Source organism: Actinophytocola sp. (assembly GCF_045807065.1).
Taxonomy (GTDB): Bacteria; Actinomycetota; Actinomycetes; order Mycobacteriales; family Pseudonocardiaceae; genus Actinophytocola.
The window spans coordinates 1-15,913 of record NZ_JBJMIE010000819.1 but is presented as its reverse complement, the minus strand read 5'-3'; the positions used below and the strand labels follow the sequence as shown (position 1 = coordinate 15,913).

General features: G+C 71.1%; 15 protein-coding genes. 8 read left to right on the top strand and 7 right to left on the bottom strand.

Translation table 11 applies throughout. The features are described from left to right. Nucleotides 1-18: 18 nt before the first annotated feature. A complete protein-coding gene (locus ACJ73U_RS47330; RefSeq protein ID WP_407784409.1) occupies nucleotides 19-549 on the top strand; it encodes a bacterial proteasome activator family protein in 531 nt (176 codons plus the stop codon). Between the two features lie 219 nt (nucleotides 550-768). Here ACJ73U_RS47330 and ACJ73U_RS47325 read toward each other — a convergent pair whose 3' ends face one another. Then, nucleotides 769-1,254: a methylated-DNA--[protein]-cysteine S-methyltransferase gene (locus ACJ73U_RS47325; protein ID WP_407784374.1), complete on the bottom strand. Its 486-nt coding sequence runs from the start codon at nucleotides 1,252-1,254 to the stop codon at nucleotides 769-771. A gap of 105 nt (nucleotides 1,255-1,359) precedes the next feature. Here ACJ73U_RS47325 and ACJ73U_RS47320 point away from each other — a divergent pair, with 105 nt between their 5' ends. From ACJ73U_RS47320 to ACJ73U_RS47310, 3 genes are all read left to right on the top strand, one after another. After that, the gene (locus ACJ73U_RS47320) at nucleotides 1,360-2,100 is read left to right on the top strand and encodes an isocitrate lyase/phosphoenolpyruvate mutase family protein (protein WP_407784373.1); all 741 of its coding nucleotides are present in this window, start codon (nucleotides 1,360-1,362) and stop codon (nucleotides 2,098-2,100) included. A 258-nt stretch (nucleotides 2,101-2,358) separates the two neighbouring features. Further along, nucleotides 2,359-2,850: a hypothetical protein gene (locus ACJ73U_RS47315; protein WP_407784372.1), complete on the top strand. Its 492-nt coding sequence runs from the start codon at nucleotides 2,359-2,361 to the stop codon at nucleotides 2,848-2,850. Between the two features lie 106 nt (nucleotides 2,851-2,956). Beyond that, the gene (locus ACJ73U_RS47310; RefSeq protein ID WP_407784371.1) at nucleotides 2,957-3,682 is read left to right on the top strand and encodes a hypothetical protein; all 726 of its coding nucleotides are present in this window, start codon (nucleotides 2,957-2,959) and stop codon (nucleotides 3,680-3,682) included. On the opposite strand, the gene ACJ73U_RS47305 is transcribed toward ACJ73U_RS47310, so the two are convergent. From ACJ73U_RS47305 to ACJ73U_RS47295, 3 genes are all read right to left on the bottom strand, one after another. Further along, on the bottom strand, nucleotides 3,679-4,146 hold the full coding sequence (locus tag ACJ73U_RS47305) for a DUF6328 family protein (protein WP_407784370.1): 468 nt from the start codon (nucleotides 4,144-4,146) through the stop codon (nucleotides 3,679-3,681). The two genes, ACJ73U_RS47310 and ACJ73U_RS47305, sit on opposite strands and share 4 nt — an antisense overlap. 132 nt (nucleotides 4,147-4,278) lie before the next feature. Further along, nucleotides 4,279-4,797, bottom strand: a complete 519-nt coding sequence (locus ACJ73U_RS47300) for a hypothetical protein (RefSeq protein ID WP_407784369.1) — start codon at nucleotides 4,795-4,797, stop codon at nucleotides 4,279-4,281. 93 nt (nucleotides 4,798-4,890) lie between these two features. Continuing rightward, on the bottom strand, nucleotides 4,891-5,376 hold the full coding sequence (locus ACJ73U_RS47295) for a hypothetical protein (protein ID WP_407784368.1): 486 nt from the start codon (nucleotides 5,374-5,376) through the stop codon (nucleotides 4,891-4,893). Nucleotides 5,377-5,408: 32 nt separating this feature from the next. Here ACJ73U_RS47295 and ACJ73U_RS47290 point away from each other — a divergent pair, with 32 nt between their 5' ends. Continuing rightward, nucleotides 5,409-7,757 (top strand): serine/threonine protein kinase, encoded by a 2,349-nt coding sequence (locus ACJ73U_RS47290; RefSeq protein ID WP_407784367.1) that lies wholly within the window; start codon nucleotides 5,409-5,411, stop codon nucleotides 7,755-7,757. 81 nt (nucleotides 7,758-7,838) lie between these two features. On the opposite strand, the gene ACJ73U_RS47285 is transcribed toward ACJ73U_RS47290, so the two are convergent. Both ACJ73U_RS47285 and ACJ73U_RS47280 read right to left on the bottom strand, forming a co-directional pair. Further along, a complete protein-coding gene (locus ACJ73U_RS47285) occupies nucleotides 7,839-8,615 on the bottom strand; it encodes an FHA domain-containing protein (protein ID WP_407784366.1) in 777 nt (258 codons plus the stop codon). A 4-nt stretch (nucleotides 8,616-8,619) separates the two neighbouring features. After that, nucleotides 8,620-9,144: an ArsR family transcriptional regulator gene (locus ACJ73U_RS47280; RefSeq protein ID WP_407784365.1), complete on the bottom strand. Its 525-nt coding sequence runs from the start codon at nucleotides 9,142-9,144 to the stop codon at nucleotides 8,620-8,622. Between the two features lie 42 nt (nucleotides 9,145-9,186). Between ACJ73U_RS47280 and ACJ73U_RS47275 the strand changes: the two genes are divergently transcribed. From ACJ73U_RS47275 to dusB, 3 genes are all read left to right on the top strand, one after another. Continuing rightward, complete coding sequence (locus tag ACJ73U_RS47275; RefSeq protein ID WP_407784364.1) at nucleotides 9,187-10,398, top strand: MFS transporter; 1,212 nt, start codon at nucleotides 9,187-9,189, stop codon at nucleotides 10,396-10,398. A gap of 11 nt (nucleotides 10,399-10,409) precedes the next feature. Further along, nucleotides 10,410-13,559, top strand: coding sequence for an SNF2-related protein (locus ACJ73U_RS47270; RefSeq protein ID WP_407784363.1), 3,150 nt, complete (start codon nucleotides 10,410-10,412; stop codon nucleotides 13,557-13,559). Between the two features lie 63 nt (nucleotides 13,560-13,622). Then, on the top strand, nucleotides 13,623-14,765 hold the full coding sequence (gene dusB, locus ACJ73U_RS47265) for a tRNA dihydrouridine synthase DusB (protein WP_407784362.1): 1,143 nt from the start codon (nucleotides 13,623-13,625) through the stop codon (nucleotides 14,763-14,765). A 20-nt stretch (nucleotides 14,766-14,785) separates the two neighbouring features. Here the strand turns inward: dusB and ACJ73U_RS47260 are convergent, their stop codons facing one another. Then, nucleotides 14,786-15,364 carry a hypothetical protein gene (locus ACJ73U_RS47260; protein ID WP_407784361.1) on the bottom strand — a complete coding sequence of 193 codons (579 nt, stop codon included), beginning with the start codon at nucleotides 15,362-15,364 and terminating at the stop codon, nucleotides 14,786-14,788. Between the last annotated feature and the right edge of the window lie 549 nt (nucleotides 15,365-15,913).

The window sequence follows — 15,913 nt, the reverse complement described above, 5'->3', positions numbered from 1 at the left end:
ACCCTCGAACCCGTGCAGATGAACTCTGACCAGGACGGCGAGCAGCCGCAGCACTTGGTCGTGATGGGCCCCGATGGCACGCCCGTTGGCGCGGCCTCACTCAAGGACGGCGCGGGTGAGCAGGTCGGCGACATGGTCGAGCAGCCGGCGAAGGTCATGCGCATCGGCACGATGATCAAGCAGCTGCTCGAGGAGGTGCGGGCGGCACCGCTCGACGAGGCCTCGCGCAATCGTTTGCGGGAGATCCACAAGCGGTCGATCGCCGAGCTCGAGGACGGGTTGGCGCCCGAGCTGCGTGAGGAGTTGGAGCGGCTGTCGCTGCCGTTCACCGAGGAGAACACGCCTTCCGATGCTGAGTTGCGGATTGCGCAGGCTCAGTTGGTGGGGTGGTTGGAGGGGTTGTTCCACGGGATTCAGACGGCGCTCTTCGCGCAGCAGATGGCGGCGAGGGTGCAGTTGGAGCAGATGCGGCGGGGGTTGCCGGCTGGGGCTGGTGGGGTTGAAGGGGTGGAGGGGCATGGGATTCGGGGGAGTGGGCAGTATCTCTGAGTCTCTGGTTTCTGGTGGGTGCGGGTTGGTGGGGCCGGGGGGGTGCGTGGGGACGGGTTTGGCAAGTGGGTTGGGTTGGCCAGGTCCGGTTGATGCCCTCACGTGGTTGGGGGCCTGGTGAACGGGGTTGAGCTGGCCAGGCCCGGTTGATGTCCACGCGTGGTCGGGGGCCTGGCGTGCAGGGTTGGGTTGGGTGGGCCTGGTCGAAGGCCTCGCGCATTACAGCAGTGTGGGTTCGCCCTTTTCGAAGGACAGTAGGTAGCGCTTGGTTGGGAGGCCGCCGCCGTAGCCCGTCAGGTTGCCGGTGGAGCCGACTACTCTGTGGCACGGGACGATGATGCTGATGGGGTTCTTGCCGTTGGCAAGGCCTACCGCTCTTGCGGCTGTGGGGCAGCCCAGGCGTTCGGCCAACTCGCCGTACGTGGTTGTTTCGCCGTACGGGATGTGTTGGAGTTCTGTCCATACTCGACGTTGGAACTCGGTGCCTTCCATGGCCAGTTGTACGTCGAACTCCCTTAGTTCGCCGGTGAAGTAGGCGTTCAGTTGTTCGATGACCTGTGGTGACTGGGTGTCGTCGCGGGGGCCGAACGTTTCGGGCAGCGGGCGGTGGCGTTGTTCGTGCATGTACAGGCCGGCCAGTGCGCCGTTCGTGGTCACCAGGGTCAGGGGGCCTACTGGGCTGTCCATCACCGTGTGTGTCCGCATGGGCTTAGCCTTCCGCTTTCGGGGTGGTGGGGCTGGCCCTTTTCGGACATGTACGTGTCCGGAAACGGCCAGCGCGTGGGTCGGTCTGCTGGTGGAGTTGCCGGCATGAACTTTCGTGCACGTCATCAGTCTGGCGAACCGCTCGTCCTGCCCAACGCCTGGGACGCCGCCAGTGCTCGGCTCGTCGAGAGGGCCGGGGCCGAGGTCGTCGCCACCACCAGCGCCGGAATCGCCTGGAGCCTCGGGGTGCCCGATGGGGAGCGGCTCGGTGCCGACGACGCCGTCGAGGTCGTCCGGCGGATTGTGCGGGCGGTCGACGTGCCCGTCACCGCGGACATCGAGGGTGGGTACGGGGACGTCGCCGGCACCGTCAGCAGGGTTCGGGACGTCGGGGTGGTGGGGATCAACATCGAGGACGGGACGCGGGCTCGGCCCGAGCGGATCGCGGCGGCGCGGGCTGTTGACGAGCAGCTCTTCGTCAACGCGCGGATCGACACCTTCCTGCTCGGTGGGGGCGACATCAGTGAGACAGTGGCGCGGGCTCGGCAGTATCTCGACGCCGGGGCCGACGGGATCTTCGTGCCCGGGGTGGTCGACGGGGACGTGATCGCCGAGTTGGTCGAGAAGATCCCCGCGCCGGTCAACGTCATGGCCGGGCCCGGGGCGCCGTCCGTCGCAGAGCTTGCTCGGCTCGGGGTGCGGCGGGTCAGTGTCGGGGCCTCGATACCGATGGCCGCGTACTCGCTTGTGATGGCCGCGGCTACCGAGATCCTCCGGTTCGGCACCTACGAGCGCAGCCGGGCCGAGCTGACGCACGGTGAGCTGAACTCCGCTTTCGTTCACTGACGGGTAGGTTGATCTCCGGTTCAGAAAAAACCAGCCGGTCGGTATTGACATACCGGGTGGTTGGTTTTGTACTTGTGATGTACACCACGGAGGTACGACAGCAGGCCAGGGCGGGGACGCCGCGTCGGGGCGGCGTGTTTTTCCGGTGCCAGTGAATCGGCAGTAGATGTCAATTCCAGCGGTGGTCGTCCGCGCCGTGGAAATCTGAAGAGTGCCGGGGCCCGGCTCCGGCACTGCCGAATTCAACCGGGGATTACCATGACAATCTCGATCACGAACCGGCCGGCGCCGGCGTGGCTGCGAGAGCTTGCCCACGGCCGCGCATCCTACGAGGAGTTACTCGGCTGGCCGGTCTCCGTCCAGGTGGGTAAGCGGGTACTCATCGTCGCGATCGGCCAGACCCTCGATGCCGTGACGATGCCGGCGAGTCTCGGTGCGCGGGTGTGTGCCGAGCTGGGCATAGCGATGCTGTCCGCGCCGATCGTGGCGGAGCCGGACGGCGGGCGTTGGACGTTCCTGACCAAGCCGCTCGACCGGCTGCGACCCAACATCGCGGCCGACCTCTCCCACCTCCGGGTCGACGTCGCACCGCACGGCGCGTACATCGTGATACCGACGGACCCGCACACGACCTCCGGGCAGGGCTGGCGCTGGATCGAGCCGCCGAGCCCGGGCCGTGTGCTGCCGCCGGCCTACGCGGTGATCGGCGTGACGCGCCGGCTCACGCAGCAGCAGAACCTGGCCGCCTGACCCGCCTCCCCCGCGGGACCGGACCTGGCACACTTCGAACGGGAACCGAGGCGCCCTCCGGCGCATCTACGTTCCGAAGACAGGACCCGGCCCCGGGGGGATCACCATGCCCGATATCCAGTACTCGTTCGGCACCGGCGACAGCGCGGCGAACGTCCACCACTCGGAGGCGGACGTCGACGTGGACGGTGACGGCACCGCCGACGGCGTGGCGCTCGACTTCGACGGTGACGGCCGGGTCGACGACGTCATGTGGGACTCCGACGGTGACGGGGTCGCGGACACCGCGCTGCTCGACGAGAACGACGACGGGGTCGCCGAGGACGCCTACCACGACCCGACCGGGCAGGGCACGTGGAACGCCCACGGCCAGGGCGGCGGCACCGCGCAGTCCACGCCCGAACACCAGCAGCAGCCGGAACCGCAGCCGACCCCCGGCCCCACCGACCACGGCGGCGGCGACACGGACAACGGCTACGAGCCGTACGGCACCCACGACGGCGGCCAGGACAGCGGCGGCGGTCAGGACGGCGGTGACCAGGACGGCGGCGGGGCCCACCACACCGACCTGCCCGGGGCCGGCGACCACACCGGCGACCACGGCGACCACACCGGTGACGACGACCACGGCAGCGCGCCGGGAATGCCCGACTCGGGTGCCGACGGCTCGGACACCGGGCACGACGACACCGGGCACGACGACACCGGCTCCGGCTACGAGCCCCGTGACGACGAGGACGGCGACGCGACCCCGCTGTTCGACAACCTGGAAGACGCCCCGGACGTCGACCACGACTCGATCAGCGAGTGGTACGACGACATGATCAACTAGCGCTTCTCGTACTTGAGCCGGGCACGCACCGGCAGCACGAACCACAGCATGGCGAACATGGCCGCGACCACCACGGTCACGACGGTTGCGACGGCGGGGCCGGCGACCACCTTGAACAGCAGCAACACGGTCGCCGTCATCGCGATCGCCAGGCTGGCCAGGCCCGCGACGGTCAGCCTGTTCGCCACCCGCAGGATCTGCACGCGCTGCCCCTTGCGGAACAGCAGGCGGTGCCAGGCGGCCGGTGCGGTCAGGCACGCGACGGACACCGTCGCGAACACCACCGCGATCAGGTGTATGACCTGCTCGAACCCCGACGCGCGGGCGTAGTGCTCGGTGAACGCGACGGCCAGCAGGAAGCCGAAGAGGAACTGCACGCCCGCCTGTGCGACGCGCAGTTCCTGCAGTAACTCGCTGAGGTTGCGGGCGAGCTGCTCGTCCTGGGACTCGGTGGTGGTGGCCACCCCGCATGTTTACCTCGGCCCGACCGGCCCGAAACCGCCGCGCAGCGGCACCCACAGCGGGCTCGGACCGTCGCTGAGCAGCCGCCGCGCGACCGGGACCACCCAGAACGTGCCGCCGGCTGGCCGAGCATGTCAGTAAAGCCGATCACCCGGGATGGGGTAGAGGTAGTTCCTGCCGTCGACCACGCAGTGCGCGACGAGCGGGCGGTCCGCGCCCTTCGGCTTGGTGACCGCGGTGAAGACGTGGATGCCGGGGTACGGGTCGGCGATGGCGTCGATCGTGTGGGCGTTGGGGTCCCAGGAGCGCGGGTGCCAGCCGTGCGGATCGAGCGCGGAGTACACCCATGCCTCGTACCGCAGTGTGCCGAGGGGGAAGCGTTCCGCCTGCGCCGCAAGGGTTTCCTGCGTCGGCAGGTCGATGGGGCCGTGGTCGGAGAAGGCCATTACGGCGTAGCCGGTCGCGTCGTGGGTCGAGAAGCGCAGCTCGACGGTCGGGTAGACGCCCTTGCGCTGCGCGGAAGCCCAGAGGGTGTGCGCCTTCGTGGCCTTGCCGTTGCGGAACATTCCCTTCATCACCGCGGCGAATCCGGACGGACGGTCAAAACTCGCGGCCAGCGCGGCGGCGTCCACATGTCCTCCAAGCTTCGTCATGCCCGCGGGCGGGCGACCGGCGGCGGGTCGGTGGCGCCGCGGGCGAACCGGGAATGCGGAACATGAGATTTATTCAGAAGCGAAGTGTAGGGGTCAGCGCGGGGCCGAGAAGCGCAGGACCGCCACGCCGTTCGCCGTGGCCAGGCCGACGATCGTGATGCCGTTGAGTACCACCGTCGCGCCGCCGCTGCCCGGTTCGGCGTACACGTCGGCCGAGAGGGTGCCGCTGCCGTCCGCGGTGGTGGCGGTCAGGTGGGCACCGTTGACGTCGTCGACGCGTTCCAGGTGCCACTCGCGGACGCCGGTGGCCGGGTCCATCGGGATCGTGGCCGGGGCGCGCAGCTCGACCTCGCACGTGCCGTCGTAGCAGGCAGTGATGTCCGTGCCGTCGGCGGCCTTCGGCCAGTTCGGGTTGGTCGGGCTCGGTGGTGGGTCGGCGGCGGAACTCGCGGTGGTCGGGTTCGAGTCCACGACCTGGCCCGTGCCGACGGGTGAGCCGGCGACCTCGTGGCTGCAGCCGGCCAACAGCAGCGACAACGCGACGACGCCGGCACGGCGCCTGGCATCATGGGTCAACACGGTGGCGTCCAGTCTCGTCGGGGGGTTCCTGGTTGCACGACAGCACTGACGACCAGTTTCCCAGCCAGCCGGAGCTCGATGACAGGCTGCCGCGCTTCCGGCTCGTCCGGCAGCTGTCGGAGACGAAGATGAGCGTCATCTACCTGGCCGAGGAGACCGACCTCGGCAACCGGCAGGTGGCGGTCAAGGTCATCGCCCCGATGCTGGCGCAGGAGGAGAGCTTCCGCGAGCGGTTCCGCGCCGAGATCCTGCGCACGGCCAACCTCGACCACCAGAACATCGTGCCCGTCTACCACGCGCAGACCGACGGCGAGCTGCTCTACCTCGTCATGCCCTATGTGGACGGACCGAACCTGCGGGACCTCCTCGCGCACGGCCCGCTCGAGCTGCCCTGGACCGTCCACATGATCCGCGAGGTCGCCGCCGCGCTGGACTTCGCGCACTCGGCGGGGATCGTGCACCGGGATGTCAAGCCCAGCAACATCCTGGTGCACCGCCAGTCCGGTCGCGTGCTGCTGTGCGACTTCGGCATCGCGGCGCAGGCGCTGGGTGAGCGGTTCACCGAGGTGGGCCGCTCGGCCGTCGGCACGCCCGGGTTCGTGGCGCCGGAGCTGATTCCGGGCGGGGAAGGGGAAAAGGCGCCGATCGACCCGCGTGCGGACGTCTACTCGCTCGGTGTCGTGCTCTACCAGTGCCTCACCGGCCGGCCGCCGTACCAGCACTCGGACGTCAACGCCCTGCTGTGGGCACAGGGCCACGACGACCCGCCGCCGGTCACCGCGCTGCGGCCCGGGCTGCCGGCGGCACTCGACAAGGTCCTCGCCACCGCGCTCACGAAGCGGCCGCAGGACAGGTACTCGACGTGCACGGAGCTGGCCGACGAGCTGGCGCGGGCGGTGTCCGGCGGGCGGGTGCGCGGGGTGCGGCGGAGCGCACACCGCCGGACGGTCGGGTGGAAGCCGGTCGCCGCGATCACGGCCGCGGTCGCGGTCGCGGTCGCGGTCGCCGCGGCGGCCACGGTCCTGGTCGCCACCAACACGGGCGGCGGGTCGGCCAGCCCGATCTTCCGCGTCCCGCCGTCGTTGCGGGGTGACTGCACCACGACCGGTGCCTCGCCGGACCTCGCCGGCGCCGAGGAAACGCTGCTGTGCGAACAAGGTGACTGGCAGGTGCGGTTCAGCCTGTTCGCCGACCGGTCCACGATGGACAACGAGTACGCCGACGCGGTGAAGCGCTCCGGCGTCGCGCAGGACACCGGCGACTGCACGGTCGCGACCGGTGCGGAGCACCGCTATCCCAACGGGGGCGAGCAGACCGGCCGCGTGTTGTGCTACGCCGAGGGTGGCTCCACGAGTCTCGTGTGGACGAACGACGAGTGGCGCACGATCGCCGAGGCGCGGACCCGCGAGGCGGACGACCAGGCGCTCGCGAAGGCGTGGACGGGCTGGGTCGGCATCCCGCCGTTCCCCACCGGGGACGAGAAGTCGCTCGTGGACCTGGTCGAGCTGAGCCGGTGCGAACGGGCGCGGGCGGGCGCGCTCGCGACCTTCCGGGAGCTGGTGGCGGCCGTGGACTGCGACCCGATCGAGCAGGGCGTGACGAGCGTGTCGTACTACCGGTTCAGCGACGTCAACGCCCTGCGCCGCACCTACGACCAGCACGTCGACACCGCCAACCCGCCGAGCGGCGTGCTGTGCGCGGACGACCCGCTGCCGACGAACTTCCTCGGCAACCGCTCCTACGACCTGCGCAGCGTCGACCTCGGCTCGATGCTCTGCTACACCGACGAACGCGGCCAACCCGTGCTGGAGTGGACGGTCGAGCCGCTGCTCGTGATGGTCCGCGCGACCGGCGGCACGCCGGAGGGACTCGTGAAGTGGTTCAACCGCACGTACGGGATCCCGATCGGGAAGGTGGTCGGCGCGGCGAACAGGAAGTCGCGGCCGCCGTTCCCCACGGCCGGTGAGACCGCGCTGCTCGCCCACGTGCCGGCGGGCACCAGGAAGAACTGCATGCGCCCGTCGGCGGGCCAGGTCAAGCTCAACGAGGCCGGGGCGAGCACCGCCGGGGTCGTGTGCGGACCGTCGCCAGGTGCGCCGATCGTCTTCTACTACCAGTTCCCCGACGCGAACGCGATGAACGCGGCGTACCTCGCGCAACAGCAGGTCAGCGGCGGCGACTGCCGCACGAACCCGGCCGGCTTCACCGCGGACGCGCCCTACGAGCGCGGCGGCGACTCCGGGCGGCTCTCGTGTGGTTCGGCGAACAACCTGCATCTGATCTGGACCTCCGACAAGTACGACATCCTGGCGCTGGCCTTCCAGGCCTGGACGACGGAGGACCTGTTGGCCTGGTGGGAGAACGGCGCCGGACCGGCCTGAGCGTTCGGGCCGGTGGCGGACGCTCGATGTCGACAACGCGCCGTTCATGGCGGGGCGGGGGTGTGGAACGCACAGGGGCGGTCAGCCGTCGTCGGCGTCGAGCAGGCGGAGGTCCGGGGGGCGGAGCGTCGCCGTCTGCAGCAGTTCCTGGATGAGCTGGTGGTTGACCATGTTGCCGGCGGGGTCGCCCCAGTCCTCCAGGCGCAGGCCGGACACGTGCGGCGCGAGCCGGTCGCGAACCTTCAGGACCACGTTCGCGGCCTTCTTCTCCGTCCAGTCCGCGTGCATGCCGGTCGCGGCGTTGAGGTCCGCGGCGACCTGCTTCCACGACTGCGGCTGCGGGTGCGGCTCCTGCCGCAGGTACCGCAGCGCCAGCGCGGTCAGCACGACCCGCTCGTTGTCGTCGATGGGCCAACTCTCCGGCTCGACCGTCCCCTCGTCCACGCCGGTCAGCGTGTCCTGCCGGCCGGCGCCGACCACCCGCACCTCCAGCAGGTGCTCACGCCGCTTGGACGTCCTGATGAACAGCGGGCTGTAGCCCTCGGTGAGCGGGATCTCGTTGCCGGACAGCAGGAAGCGCGACTGCGGCAGGCGGATCGGCAGCTTGCCCTCGTTGCGCAGCCACCACTCCGTGCCCATGCACACCAACCGGCCCTGCAGCCGGCTCATGCGCGGGTCGTCCGCGCCGACGCACACGTGCACGTCCGGTTCCCTGCGGCCGAACACGACCTCGAACCGCGCCCGCGGCGGCGCGGCGAACCCGCCACCGGCGGCCAGCACGAAGATGCTGCCGGGCGGGGCCGGCGGCACCCGGCCGGCCAGCCCGCCGGTCGACGGGGGCAGTCGCTGGGGGTACATGCCCTCAGTATGGGTCGGGTGCCTCGGGACCGGTCCCCGATCGCATCTCGAAGGCCATCAGGAACGCCCCGATCGGTGTCGTGCCCGGCGTGTGTGGTGGCTGGGAGTGCTCGTGCAGCTCGTACATCAGGTCTGCCAAACGTTTGCGGACCTCGCGCCACACCTCCGGGGTGACCCACAGCTCCGCGTCCGTGACGACCGAGGCCGAGTCGGGCGCCCGCGTGGCGAGCCGGTGGCGCAGGTTGCTGACGAAGGCCTCGGTGAGCAGCGGCGACACGTCGGTGCGGTCGGAGAGCGGACTGCCCTTGACCGTCCGGTACAGGCGCTCGCGGCCGCCGCGTTTGGCCCGCACCTCGGCCAGCTCGACGAGGCCGGCGCGGTCGAGGGTGCGGAGGTGCTGGCTGGCCAGGCCGTGCGAGATGCCCAGCTCCGCGGCCAGGCCCGCCGCGGACAGCGGCCCGGCCCACATCAACGACAGCATCCGCAGCCGGGTCGGATGGCCGAGCGCACGCAGGACGGGATCCACCATGCGACCAGTATGCGACCCCCTAGCGAATGCTAGGGTGTCGTCATGGGGGATTTCCGTCGGCTGTGGTTGGCGGACGCCGTCAGCCAGTTCGGCACCCGGATGACGTTCCTGGCCGCGCCGCTGGTCGCCGTGCTGTACCTGGACGCGTCCACGTTCCAGGTGGCGCTGGTCCGGACGTTCGAGACGCTGGGGTGGCTGCTGTTCGGCCTGCTGGCCGGCGCGTGGGTGGACCGGCTGCGGTGCCGGCCGGTGCTGCTGGTCACCGACTTCGGGCGGGCGGCGCTGATGCTGTCGGTGCCGGCGGCCGCCGCGTTCGGCGCGCTCGCGCTCGGGCAGCTGTACGTGGTGATGTTCCTGGTCGGCGTGCTGACCGTGTTCTTCGAGGTGGCGCACCAGTCGTACCTGCCGCGGCTGCTGCCGCGGGACGAGCTGGTGGCGGCGAACGCGAAGCTGGCCGCCAACGCGTCGGTGGCCGCGCTCGCGGGCGCCAGCGCCGGGGGCTACCTCGTGCAGCTCGTGACCGCGCCGTTCGTGTTCCTGATCGACGCGTCGTCGTTCGTGTGGTCGGGGCTGTGGGTGCGGGCCGTGCGGCACCGCGAGCCGCCGGTGGAGCGTGCCGCCGACCGCCACCTCGGGCGTGAGATCGCCGCGGGCGTGCGGTACGTGGTCCGGCACCCCGTGCTGCGGCCCATCGCGCTGAGCACGGCGACGATCGTGTTCGGACAGGGCGGCGGCATGGCGGTGAGCGTGGTGTTCCTGGTGCGCGACATCGGGCTGTCGGCCGGGGTGATCGGCCTGCTCGGCACGGTGGGGCTGGTGGGGGCGGTGCTGTCGGCCGGGATCGCGCGCCGGCTGGTGGCGCGGCTGGGGCAGGCGTGGGCGCTGGCCGGCGGCACCCTGCTGCTGGGGTTGGCGTTCCTGGCGCAGGCGTTCACGACCCCGGGCTGGGGGCTCGCCTGGTGGGTGGCCAGCGGGTTCGTGGCGAGCTTCTGCGTCATCCTGACGAACGTCGTGTCCATGACGATCCGGCAGGTCGTGTGCCCGCCGGAGCTGCTCGGCCGCGTCAACGCGATGATGGAGCTGACGGCGTGGGCCGTGGTGCCGGTGGCCGGCCTGCTCGGTGGCTGGCTGGCCACGTACGCCGGGACCCGGGCCACACTCCTGGTGTTCGGCGCGGTCGCCTGTCTGGCCGTCGTCTGGTTGCTGGCCCCGCCGCTGGCGCGCCGAACCGAGATTGTCGGTGCCCGCGGCTAGCTTTGGCGACCATGAAGAACGCCATGCTCGCCGGCGCCGACCTCCTCGGGCTCGAGGAGGCGGCCGGGCCCACGTCGTACACGCGGGGCCTGGCCTACGCACGCAAGGGCGCCGTCGTCTCGATGCGGTGGGACGAGTCGTCGTGTGCCGTGCGTGGGCGGGTGCAGGGTTCGCACGGCGAGGTCTACACGACCACGGCGTACTTCGCCTCGGGGTTCGGGCAGGCGCTGGGGTTCGCGGAGGGCGAGTGTGACTGCCCGGTGGCGCTCGACTGCAAGCACGTGGTGGCGCTCGTGCTGACCGCGGCCGGGCTCGCCGGTCCGCGGCAGCGGGCCAGGCCGAAGGCCGTGACGTGGGACCAGTCGCTGGACTCGCTGCTGTCCGTGCCCGAGACGCGCGGGGCGACGCCGCTGGCGGTCGAGCTGTCGATGGCCGACCAGCCGCGGGTGTACGCGCGGGTGGTGCGGCCCGGGCGCAGCGGGTGGACCAGCGGCGGGGTGAGCTGGACGCGCCTGGAGGGCGACTACCTACCGGACCACGTGCGGCTGCTGACGGAGCTGTACGCGTTGTCGGGCTTCCAGGACGGGCACTTCCTGGACCTGTCGACGTTCGGGAGTGCCCGGTTGTGGTCGATGCTGGACGAGGCCGACGCCATGGGCCTGCGGGTGGTGCACGCCCGCAAGCGGCTCGGTGACGTGCCGCGGCACGACTCCGCCCAACTGCTCCTGGACGCGACGCGGCACGGGAAGAACCTGCTGCTCGGGCCCGCACTGCGGATCGACGGCGTCGCCGATCCGGTGCCGGTGGCGTTCGTCGGCGACCACGGTGTCGTGCACGTCGACCGGGCGGAGATGAGCGCGGTCAGCGACCACCGCGAGTGGCGGCTGGGGCTGGCCCGGCTGGTCGAGGCCGTGCCGGCGCAGTTGCGCCAGCTGGCCCTGGATGGCCGGCGGCTCGAGATCCCGCTCGCCGAGCAGCGGAGGTTCGCCACCGAGTACTACCCGCGGCTGCGGCGGCTGGCGCCGGTCGTCTCGTCCGACTCCTCGTTCACGCCGGTCGCGATCTCCGCGCCCGTGCTCGTGCTGCACGCCGACTACGGCGCCGGGCACCGGCTGGCGCTGCGGTGGGAGTGGCGGTACGAGGTCGACGGCACGTCCATGTACTCGTCGCTGGAGGGTCAGGTCGCCGCCTACCGCGACCCGGGCGCCGAGCGCGCGTTGCTCGACGGGCTCGACGACGTGCCGCTGGAACAGTTCGGGGTGCGCTCGAACGGCACGCTGTGGCCGGGCGAGGTCCGCGGCATCGACACGATGCTGTTCACCACCGAGGTGCTGCCGCTGCTGCTCGACCGGCCGGACGTCGACGTGGTGGTCGAGGGCGAGACGGCCGACTACCGCGAGGTCGGCGACTCGGTGACGATCGGCGTGTCGACGTCGTCTGTGCCTGGTGACAACGACTGGTTCGACCTGGGAATCACGATCCGGGCCGAGGGGCGGGAGGTGCCGTTCCTGGACGTCTTCGTGGCGCTGGCCAGGGAGCAGTCGCACCTGCTGCTGCCGGACGGCGCGTACTTCTCGCTGGAGAAACCGGAGCTGCAGGCGCTGCGGCGGCTGATCGAGGAGGCCCGGTCGCTGCAGGAGTTCTCCGACGGCACGCTGAAGATCAGCCGGTACCAGGCGGGGCTGTGGGACGAGCTGGCGGCGCTCGGCGTGGTGGAGCGGCAGGCGGCGGCGTGGGAGAGCCAGGTGAACGGGCTGCTGTCGCTGTCGTCGGTGGCGTCGTACGAGGTGCCCGCGCTCGAGGCCCGGTTGCGGCCGTACCAGGTGGACGGCTTCCAGTGGCTGGCGTTCCTGTGGGAGCACCAGCTGGGCGGCATCCTGGCCGACGACATGGGGCTGGGGAAGACGCTGCAGGCGCTGGCGTTGATCAGCCACGCCGCGGCGGACCGCCCGTTCCTGATCGTGGCGCCGACGAGCGTGGTGTCCAACTGGGTCGCGGAGGCCGCCCGGTTCACGCCCGGGTTGCGCGTGGCGTCCGTGGCCCGGCGTGGTGCCGGGCTGCCGGCGGACGTCGACGTGGTGGTCACGTCGTACACGCTGCTGCGGCTGGACGTGGAGGCGTACGCGGCGGTGCCCTGGGCCGGCCTGATCATGGACGAGGCGCAGTACACGAAGAACCACCAGTCGAAGGTGTACCAGTGCCTGCGGCGGGTCCCGGCGCCGGTGAAGCTGGCGATCACGGGCACGCCGATGGAGAACAACCTGATGGAGCTGTGGTCGCTGCTGTCGATCACCGCACCGGGCCTGTTCCCCAGCCCCACGCGGTTCCGCGACTACTACGCCCGGCCGATCGAGCGGGAGGGCGACGCCTCGCTGCTGGCGCAGCTGCGCCGCCGGGTGCGGCCGCTGATGAAGCGCCGCACGAAGGAGCAGGTGGCCACGGACCTGCCGGCCAAGGTGGAGCAGGTGCTGGAGGTGGAGCTGCACCCGAAGCACCGGAAGCTGTACCAGACGGTGCTGCAGCGGGAGCGGCAGAAGGTGCTGGGCCTGCTGGAGGACATGGACCGCAACCGGTTCACGATCCTGCGGTCGCTGACGGCGCTGCGTCAGCTCAGCCTGCACGCGGGCCTGGTGTCGCCGGAACACGCGGACATGCCCTCGGCCAAGGTCGACGCGCTGGCCGAGCAGGTGGTGGACGTCGTCGCCGGCGGCCACCGAGCGCTGGTGTTCAGCCAGTTCACGAGCTTCCTGTCGATGGTCCGGTCGAGGCTGGCCGCCGAGGGCGTCGAGTACTGCTACCTGGACGGGCGGACCCGGGACCGCGCCGAGGTCATCGACGGCTTCAAGAGCGGCGCGGCCCCGGTGTTCCTGATCAGCCTGAAGGCGGGCGGCTTCGGCCTGAACCTGACGGAGGCGGACTACTGCTTCCTGCTGGACCCGTGGTGGAACCCGGCCACGGAGGCCCAGGCGGTGGACAGGACCCACCGCATCGGCCAGACCCGCAACGTCATGGTCTACCGGCTGATCGCCAGGAACACGATCGAGGAGAAGGTGATGGCCCTACAACGCCGCAAGGCCGAACTGTTCACCAACGTCATGGACGACGGCGACACGTTCAGCCCCACCCTCACCGCGGAGGACGTCCGAGGCCTGTTCGACTGATCCGAGTGGTCACGGGGAGTGGCACCGGAGGTCACCGGCAGTCTGGTTCGGGCGGGAGTGACAATGGACGGCGTGACCGCGACGCTGACCAAGCCTGTCCTCGAGATCGGCCCCTACCGGGTCGATCCGCCGGTCGTGCTCGCGCCCATGGCCGGGATCACGAACGTCGCCTTCAGGCGACTCTGCCGGGAGTATGGTGCCGGGCTCTACGTGTGCGAGATGATCACGGCCCGTGCGCTGGTCATCGGGGACGCCAAGACCCGGCACATGATGACGTTCGACCCGAGTGAGTCGCCGCGGTCCGTGCAGCTCTACGGGGTCGATCCGGCCACCATGCGGGAGGCCGTGAAGATCATCGTGGGTGAGGGGCTGGCCGACCACATCGACACGAACTGGGGTTGCCCGGTCGTCAAGGTCACCCGCAAGGGTGGGGGCGCGGCGCTGCCGTACAAGCGGAAGCTGTTCGCCAACATCATCCGCGCGACGGTCGAGGCCGCCGGGGACATCCCGGTGACCGCGAAGTTCCGCATCGGCATCGACGACGAGCACCACACCTACCTCGACGCCGGCCGGATCGCGGCGGCCGAGGGCGCGGTCGCGGTGGCGCTGCACGCGCGGACCGCCGCCCAGCGCTACTCCGGCCAGGCCGACTGGACGCACGTCGCCCGGCTGAAGGAGGCCGTCACCACCATCCCGGTGCTGGGCAACGGCGACATCTTCACGGCCGCCGACGCCCTGTCCATGGTGGCGAAGACCGGCTGCGACGGCGTGGTCGTCGGCCGCGGCTGCCTTGGCCGGCCGTGGCTGTTCGGCGAGCTGCAGGCCGCGTTCGCCGGCGAGCCGGTCCCCGACGGTCCCTGCCTCGGGGAGGTGGCGCGGGTCCTGCGCCGCCACGCCGAACTCCTCGTCGAACACGACGGCGAGGATAAGGGCATGCGTGACCTGCGCAAACACATGGCGTGGTACTTCATGGGCTTCCCGGTCGGCACCGACCTGCGCCGCAAGTTCTCGATGGTGTCCACCCTGGCCGAACTGGACACGTACCTACCCGAACTCGACCACGACGCCCCGTTCCCGGCCGCCGGCGAGGGTCCACGCGGCCGCCAGGGCTCGGCGGGCAAGGTCACGCTGCCGTACGGCTGGCTCGACGACCCGGACGACCCGACCGTGCCGGCCGGCGCCGACATGATGCACTCGGGCGGCTGATCACTTCCGGTGGCTACCGGTCACTTCCGGCAGCTCGCGCCGCGCAGGGACTGCGGTTCGCTCTCGTAGACCCGGTCGCCGTCCGACGCCTGGACGAGGAAGCAGTACTTGCGCCCAGGCTTGACGTCCACGGTCATGGTGTGGTTCCGCTCGGCCAGCAACACCCGGGTCGACTCCCCCTCCGCGGCCACGACGACGGCGAAGTCGAGATCGCGGCTGGCCTTCCAGCTGAGCTGCACCTTGTCGCTGAGATCGGTGGGCTCGGCCAGCTCGACGGTCACTTCTCCGGAGCCCGCCCCGCCGGCGGCGGGAACCCTGGGCGTGCTGGAGATCTCCTCGGGATCACCGCGGAGGAGCAGCAGCGGCACGAGCGCGAGCAGCGCGAGGAGGAGCGCCGCCCCGGCGAGGAGGTCGTACCGGATCAGCCGGCGGTGGGGCTGGTCGGGAGGCGCGAGCGGCCCGGCGAGCACCGTGGCCCGCCGCGCACCACCGAAGTCGTCGTCGAAGTCGAGCTCCGCACGACTCCCCCCGAGCACGACACCGGGCCGCCGAGGCGCCGAGAACTCAACGGTGACCGGGACTTCTCCACCGGGAGTCACAACCGGCTGCACCTGCCCGAGCCGCAACGGCGCGGCGGGAGATGCCGACCCGGACGGCAAGAGGCGCACCGGCTCGGCTTCGGCCTGAAGACCCGACACCTCGGGTCCGGCGGGGGAAAAAGGGGCTGGCTCTGGGCGCTCAACGGCGCCCGGCTGTGCGGAAGCGCGCTCCGGGCGCGATCGCTCGGATGGCGCGGAGGCAGGGGATGCGGGGGCTGGCTCGACGCGCAACGGTTCGACAGCACGCCGCGCACCGGCCGGTGGTTCGACGGGCGCCGCCGGGAGCTGGACAGGTTCAGGGTGGGACGGCTCAGCGGGCGCCGCCTCGACAGGTGCCGCACCGGGGAGAGCTGGCCCGGGTGGCGCCAACGGGCCTGGTGGTGGCCAGGCACCGCTCGGCGACGGCGGACTCGGTGGTTGCTGACCAGGCGCCGGCGGCGGCAACGCTGCCACAGATGGGATGGGGACAGGTGGTGGCGGAATCGGGGGGCACGCCTGAGCGTGGGGCCGTGCTCGGGCGGCGGGGCTCGCCGGGGCCGGGGGTGGTGC

What these genes read in the sequence shown, in the direction of transcription:
- ACJ73U_RS47320 (WP_407784373.1), top strand. Translation starts at nt 1,360, where the DNA reads ATGAACTTTCGTGCACGTCATCAGTCTGGCGAACCGCTCGTCCTGCCC.
- ACJ73U_RS47310 (WP_407784371.1), top strand. Translation starts at nt 2,957, where the DNA reads ATGCCCGATATCCAGTACTCGTTCGGCACCGGCGACAGCGCGGCGAAC.
- ACJ73U_RS47300 (WP_407784369.1), bottom strand. Translation starts at nt 4,797, where the DNA reads ATGACGAAGCTTGGAGGACATGTGGACGCCGCCGCGCTGGCCGCGAGT.
- ACJ73U_RS47325 (WP_407784374.1), bottom strand. Translation starts at nt 1,254, where the DNA reads ATGCGGACACACACGGTGATGGACAGCCCAGTAGGCCCCCTGACCCTG.
- ACJ73U_RS47285 (WP_407784366.1), bottom strand. Translation starts at nt 8,615, where the DNA reads ATGTACCCCCAGCGACTGCCCCCGTCGACCGGCGGGCTGGCCGGCCGG.
- ACJ73U_RS47330 (WP_407784409.1), top strand. Translation starts at nt 19, where the DNA reads ATGAACTCTGACCAGGACGGCGAGCAGCCGCAGCACTTGGTCGTGATG.
- ACJ73U_RS47280 (WP_407784365.1), bottom strand. Translation starts at nt 9,144, where the DNA reads ATGGTGGATCCCGTCCTGCGTGCGCTCGGCCATCCGACCCGGCTGCGG.
- dusB (WP_407784362.1), top strand. Translation starts at nt 13,623, where the DNA reads ATGGACGGCGTGACCGCGACGCTGACCAAGCCTGTCCTCGAGATCGGC.
- ACJ73U_RS47270 (WP_407784363.1), top strand. Translation starts at nt 10,410, where the DNA reads ATGAAGAACGCCATGCTCGCCGGCGCCGACCTCCTCGGGCTCGAGGAG.
- ACJ73U_RS47315 (WP_407784372.1), top strand. Translation starts at nt 2,359, where the DNA reads ATGACAATCTCGATCACGAACCGGCCGGCGCCGGCGTGGCTGCGAGAG.
- ACJ73U_RS47275 (WP_407784364.1), top strand. Translation starts at nt 9,187, where the DNA reads ATGGGGGATTTCCGTCGGCTGTGGTTGGCGGACGCCGTCAGCCAGTTC.